We start from the raw sequence: 6,132 nt of genomic DNA, 5'->3' as shown, positions 1-6,132 counted from the left end.
CGCGTGCTGACCCGCTACGGCCTGGCCCGCCTCACCCATCTGGACCGGGCCACCGGCCATGTCATACGCCGCTACGAACGCGACCGCCCGGGCGAACTGGTCCACGTCGACATCAAGAAACTCGGCAACATCCCCGACGGCGGCGGACACAGGACTCTGGGCCGGCAGGCCGGCCGCAAGAACCGCGCCGCCGGCGGCTACAGCTACCTGCACACCGCCGTCGACGACCACTCCCGCCTCGCCTACAGCGAGATCCACGCAGACGAGAAGAAGGAGACCGCCACCGGCTTCTGGGCCCGCGCCCAGGCGTTCTTCACCCACGCCGGGATCACCGTCGAGCGCGTGCTGACCGACAACGGCTCCTGCTACCGCTCCCGCGACGGGCGCGATGCTCTGGCGGCGGCCGGGATCACCCACAAACGCACCCGCCCCTACCGGCCCCAGACCAACGGCAAGGTCGAACGCTTCAACCGCACCCTGCTCGACGAATGGGCCTACGCCCGCCCCTACCGCTCGGAGCGGGAACGACGCGACGCCTTCCCCGCCTGGCTGCACACCTACAATCACCACCGCGGACACACCGCGCTCAAAGGCCAACCACCCGCCAGCCGCGTCCCCAACCTCACGGGTCAATACACCTGTTCAGGCCCGTCTCCTTGGCGACCTCCGTCAAAGTCACCGCACCGGACTCGAACAGGGCACGGAAGCGCCGGAGTTCCAACCAGCGTTGCGGGTCCAAGACCATCGTCAGCTGCCCTCCGCCGCCCCTTACCGACCAGCAGCAGAGTGCCGAGCAACAGGACTCACCACATCAACAAGCGGCCCTTTTCACTCGTACGTGACTGGCCGCGTTCACACGTACGGCGACATCAGCGCAGGATGTGGGCGCAGGGGTGCTGTCGGTGTGGCTGGGCTCGATGCGCAGCCGCGTGCGCGAGGCGAAGCGGCGGTTGAGTTTCCAGTCGGCCGTGGACATGCGTGCCGGTGCCTGACGCTGTCGGGATCTTCGGAATTGTGGCCGCGGGACAGTCCGGCTGGGCGCGGTCAGGAGGGCTGCCGGCCGGCCGGGTCTCCGCCGGGGTCGTCGGCCAGCTCGATGACCGCGGTGATGCGCTTGCCCACCGGTTCCCGGTGAACACAGAAGGTCTGGGACACCGCCATGGCGATCTCCAGGCCGTGCTGGCCGATCCGCTGCGGGTCGGCTGCCTGGATGGACGGCAGGGTGGTGCTGCTGTCCCACACGCTGATCTGGACGGCGCCCTCGCTGATCTCCAGGTCCAGCAGGCACGGGCCCGGCGCGTACTTGCGGGCGTTGGTCACCAGCTCACTCACCACCAGCTGCACCATGCCCATCGCCCGGGCCGACACCGGCAGCCCGTGCACGGCCTGCACGGAGGTGAGGAAGTCGCGGGCCATGTCACGGGCCTCAGCGATCTCCGCACTGCCCTCGAACACAGCACCGGCCCTGATCGGGCGGTCGACAAGCGGCTCCTGGCCCTCGCTCTGGGCAGAAGTATCCACGAACCCGCCTCACTCCCGAAGCGCCGAGCAGTGCCCACCCCGCCTGCCCCCGCAACGTCACGGCACGCGCAAACAACGATAACTGTTTCCAGAAAAACGCTGCGGGTATCCCACTTGAGCAGAGCTGAAGGGACGGACCAGACATGAGCGAACAGGCCGGGCAGTGGCACTTCCTCACCAACCACGCCCGCGTGCTGTTCGCCATCGCACGCGACCCTGCCACCCGGCTCCGCGACATCGCCGCGGCCTGCCGCATCACCGAACGCACCGCGCAGAGCATCGTCACCGACCTCGAACACGCCGGCTACATGCGCCGCGAACGCGTAGGACGCCGCACGCGCTACACCCTCTGCCTGGACGGCACCCTCCGCCATCCAGCAGAGGCACACGTGCCCGTCCAGGAACTGCTCGACGTCTTCACCTCCCACGACAACCCGCACTGACCAGCGCCCGCCCCCTGGGCGCCGCTCAAAGCGGGCAAAGGCGAGCGTGGCGGCGGTCAGCGGCTTTATGCCCGGCCAACTCCCCTGCGCTGCCCGTCAGTCACGGCCGGGCGGTGAGGAGCACCCCCCAGTCCGGTGGCATGCCCGCCGACGGCGCGCGGCGGGCCCGCCGCGCGCGAGCAAGCCGACCCGCCCCATACAGGTCAGAAAACAACAGCCGCCTGGTCACCCCATGACAGCGAACCGCCCCGCACACGAGCCCCCGGACCAGGCACTCAGCACGAGGGAGAGGTCGAGACGGGCAAGGTGGCTGATGTGGGTGCGGTCGAGCGGGTGGCCGTTCCACCAGACATCGAGGCGGATGAGGTTGACGCAACGGCGGAGAAGATGTGCTCCAGATGGCTCTTCTGGAGACCGAGGTATCGGGCACTGTTCCGCCTCACCTGCCTCACTGACGGCCCATGGCGCGGGCTCCGCCGCGGCTGCGGCTGCGGCTGCGGCTGGGATGGTGGATCCCGGTCCTCGTCGGCCGCCTGCTTCAACTCCGCGCTGGTGGCGGCAAATAAGCGGGTGGTGGCGAGCAATGGGAACGTCGAACCGCCGTGTCGGGCAGCTCGGGCAAGTCCCGTGCCGTTGCCGGACCGTCCTCAGGGTTGGGGTGGGGCCAGGACCGCGATCTCCCAGCCGAAGCCCACCACCAGTCGGCCGTCCGGGGATACCTCCACCGCACGGACCGGCCCGGGGAACACCAACTGCCCGGCGGCCCGCCCGGAGGGCAGGTCCCATACGTGCACCATCCCGTCCTGGCTGCCGGTGACGGCGACCGGATGGCCGTCCAGCACTCCCGTCGCCACCGCTCGCACCTCGTCGGTGTGGCCGGTGAGGTGTTCGCCGATCGGGTGGCCGGTGGTCAGGTCCCAGATCCGCACCGTGGTGTCCCAACTACCGGTGACCGCGACCGGGCGGCCTTCCACCACCGCGGTCGCCACCATCACGCCCATTGCCTTCACCAGGCCGATGTGGCCGGTGAGGTGTTCGCCGATCGGGTGGCCGGTGGTCAGGTCCCAGATCCGCACCGTGGTGTCCCAACTGCCGGTGACCGCGACCGGGCGGCCTTGTACCACCGCGGTGGCCACCGAGCTCACCAGGCCGAAGTGGCCGGTGAGGGGTTCGCCAATCGGGCGGCCGGTGGTCAGGTCCCACACCCACACCGTCCCGTCCATGCCGCCGGCGGCGATCACCGCAGTTCCCTCGACCGCCCCGGTCGCCAGCGACCACACCGGGCCGGTGTGGCCGACGAGGGGCTGCCCGACGGGTCGGCCCGTGGACAGGTCCCACACCGGCACCACTCCCTCCCAGCTGCTGGTGAGGACGACCGGACGGCCGTCCAGCACGGCGGTGGCCACCGACACCGACGCGTGCGAGTGGGCGATGACGGGTTCGGCGGCGGGTCGGCCGGTGGACAGGTCCCACACCCGCACCGTCCCGTCCCGGCTGCCGCTGACCGCGACCGGGCGACCGTCCACCACTGCGGTCGCCACGGCTCGCACCTCGTCGGTGTGCCCGGTGAGCGGCGTACCGACCGGGCGGCCGGGTGACAGGTCCCACACCCGCACTTCTCCGTCCTCGTTGCCGCCGGTGACGGCGACCGGACAGCCGTCCACCACCCCGGTCGCCACCGCCCACACCCCGTCGACATGGCCGGCGAGGGGTTCGCCGACCAGTTGGCCGGTGGACAGGTCCCACACCCGCACCATCCCGTCCCGGCTGCCGCCGACCACGACCGGGCGGTCCTGCACCGATCCCGTCACCAGCGCGTACACCCCTTCGGCGGCGCCGGTGAGAGGTGCTCCGACGGGCCGACCGGTCATCAGGTCCCACCTCCGCACCGTCTCGTCCCGGCTGCCGCTGACGGCGACCGGGCGACCGTCCACCACCGTGGTCGCCAGAGCCCACACCCCCTCGGTGTGGCCGGTGAGCGGTTCGCCGACCGGGCGGCCGGTGGACAGGTCCCACACCCGCACCGTCCCGTCCCAGTTGCCGGCGACTGCGACCGGGTGACTGTCCACGACCTCCGTCGCCAGCGCCTCTACCGGGCCGTTGTGGCCGGTGAGGGGCTCGCCGACGGGCTGACCGGTCGTCAGGTCCCACACCCGTACTGTCCCGTCCCGGCTGCCGCTCACGCCGAGCGGGCGGCCGTCCAGCACCGCCGTCGCCACCGCTGTGACAACTTCGGTGTGGCCGGTGAGGGGGTGGCCAACGGGTCGGCCGGTGGCCAGGTCCCAGACCCGCACGGCGCTGTCCCGGCAGCCGCCGACGACAACCGGGCGGCCGTCCACCACCCCCGTCGCCACTGCACAGACCTCGAAGTCGTAGCCGGTGAGCGGTTCGCCGACCGGGCGGCCAGAGGCCAGGTCCCACACCCGCACCGTGCGGTCCTCGCTGCTGAAGGTGACGGCGACCGAGCGGCCGTCCACCATCTCCGTCGCCACCCCGCGCACCCGCTCGGTGTGGCCGATCAGGGCCTGCCAGAACCGGCGGTCGACCGTGCTGCCGGTGGCCCAGTCCACCCCCCACCGCCGGTCGGCACCGCCGTCGACCGGCACGGCGGTGATCCGCGCCGACAGGCCCAGGTCCCCGTAGCGGGCGGCGTCCAGCGCCAGCATCTGCCGACGCACCCCCGCACCCGCATGCCGGTGCAGATGAGCCGATGCCCGGTATACCGCCCCCTCCAACCGCTCTGCGGACCAGGGGGCTGTCACCAGCAGTTCCAGCACCGCCTCCGGGTCGGCGTTCACCAGGAACGCTGGGTCGGGCAACTCCCCCTCCACACCAGCAGGTCCAGCGTCGGCATTGTCAACGCCCAGCTCATCGGACAGGCTCGGCTCGGCCACGCGCTTGACGCGCAGGAGGAGATGCATGGGTCGCCACAGGGCCCACGCCAGGCCGAGCCCGAGCAAGATCTGCAGGAACCGTTGGACCACCGGAGGGCCGGGAGGGCCGCCCCGCGCGGCCGGGGCAAGCCCCTGCGGGTCGACAGTCACTGTGTAGACGCCGCCGACCGCCCAGTGCCACTCGATGAAGGTGCCGCCCGGTATCGGAGCCTGCGGGGGACCGTCGAGGACGGAAACGGTGTAGTAGCCGACGCCTTCATCGCCCATGCCGTCCTCGGACTCCTGGATCTGCAGGACCCTGACGTGTTCGGTGCGCCCGTGCTGGTGCAACGCCTGCTGGTCCAGCTCGGACCGCTGCAGGACCAGCATGCCCAGGAGGCACAGCACACCCAGGACCCACCGCAGGCCCAGGAAGTGGCAGACAAACGGCAAAAAGCAGGAGAGCAGGAGCACGAGCACGCACAGGGAGTCCACCCATGGGGCGCCCCCGAAGAAGGAGGTACGCGCGATAAGGCGCATGACCGCCCACAGCCCGCACGCTCCCCCGACGCTTGCCGCAACCGGACCCAGTCGCCGGACCAACGTCCTCGCAAAGGAGGGCTGTTGACTCGAGCCGCACCGCATGCCGCCCTCTTCGTCCGCGCCCATGGCCGTCTCCCCGCCCCCGGTGCCCCTCCGTGGTCCGCGGCGGCCGCCGCACGAGGCATCTCCCGCACACGATATGGATTGTTCAACGATCCTACAAGAGGGCGTTCTTCTGGCTGGCACCACAGTGCCGCTGCGGATAGAAGGAGCGGACGGCCAGGAACACGGCGTGGGCAGTGCGGCGCGGTCGCCCGTCGGGCAGGACCCGCACACGTTGCTTCCATGCCTGGGCCACCGCGTCGGTCAGATTGAGCGAGGAGATCGCGGGGTGGTGGCGTTGCAGATCGCCCCAGAACGGCCAGCATCTGGGCGTGGTTGACCAGGGAGCCGTAGTCCAGGACGGCGGATCGCTCGGCTCTCGCTGGCGTCATGTCCGTCCCGGCCGCCGCCCATGCGACTGAGCCCGGTCCGCTTACCTGCCCGGGTGCTGGGGTGTGGGCCGGCGGTCGATGACGGTCATCTTCTCTTCGAGGGTGGCGGGGACTTCGTGGACGTCGGAGCTGATGCCGGAGCTCGTGAGGGAGGTGCGGACGGTGTCGGGTGAGGTGTCGGCGAGGCGGACTCGGGTGCCGTTGAGGGGCACGGGGAGCCCTGCGGCGTCGAGGGCGGCGAAGGCGTCGGCCCAGTGG

At 70.9% G+C, this 6,132-nt stretch carries 4 protein-coding genes and 1 pseudogene; 2 read left to right on the top strand and 3 right to left on the bottom strand.

Features of this window, described 5'->3' with window-relative positions; translation table 11 throughout:
• Window positions 1–636: pseudogene (locus ABZT12_RS36910) on the top strand (IS481 family transposase); the annotation flags it as partial.
• Between the two features lie 408 nt (window positions 637–1,044).
• On the opposite strand, the gene ABZT12_RS36905 reads toward ABZT12_RS36910, so the two are convergent.
• Window positions 1,045–1,416 (bottom strand): ATP-binding protein, encoded by a 372-nt coding sequence (locus ABZT12_RS36905; protein ID WP_356393463.1) that lies wholly within the window; start codon window positions 1,414–1,416, stop codon window positions 1,045–1,047.
• A 248-nt stretch (window positions 1,417–1,664) separates the two neighbouring features.
• Here ABZT12_RS36905 and ABZT12_RS36900 point away from each other — a divergent pair, with 248 nt between their 5' ends.
• Window positions 1,665–1,964 (top strand): helix-turn-helix domain-containing protein, encoded by a 300-nt coding sequence (locus tag ABZT12_RS36900; RefSeq protein WP_356393460.1) that lies wholly within the window; start codon window positions 1,665–1,667, stop codon window positions 1,962–1,964.
• Between the two features lie 647 nt (window positions 1,965–2,611).
• On the opposite strand, the gene ABZT12_RS36895 is transcribed toward ABZT12_RS36900, so the two are convergent.
• A complete protein-coding gene (locus tag ABZT12_RS36895) occupies window positions 2,612–5,377 on the bottom strand; it encodes a WD40 repeat domain-containing protein (protein WP_356393457.1) in 2,766 nt (921 codons plus the stop codon).
• A gap of 538 nt (window positions 5,378–5,915) precedes the next feature.
• A complete protein-coding gene (locus tag ABZT12_RS36890) occupies window positions 5,916–6,086 on the bottom strand; it encodes a hypothetical protein (RefSeq protein ID WP_356393455.1) in 171 nt (56 codons plus the stop codon).
• Between the last annotated feature and the right edge of the window lie 46 nt (window positions 6,087–6,132).

Source organism: Streptomyces sp. NPDC005423, assembly GCF_040606415.1.
Classification (GTDB): Bacteria; Actinomycetota; Actinomycetes; order Streptomycetales; family Streptomycetaceae; genus Streptomyces.
This window is presented reverse-complemented; position numbering and strand designations above follow the sequence as displayed.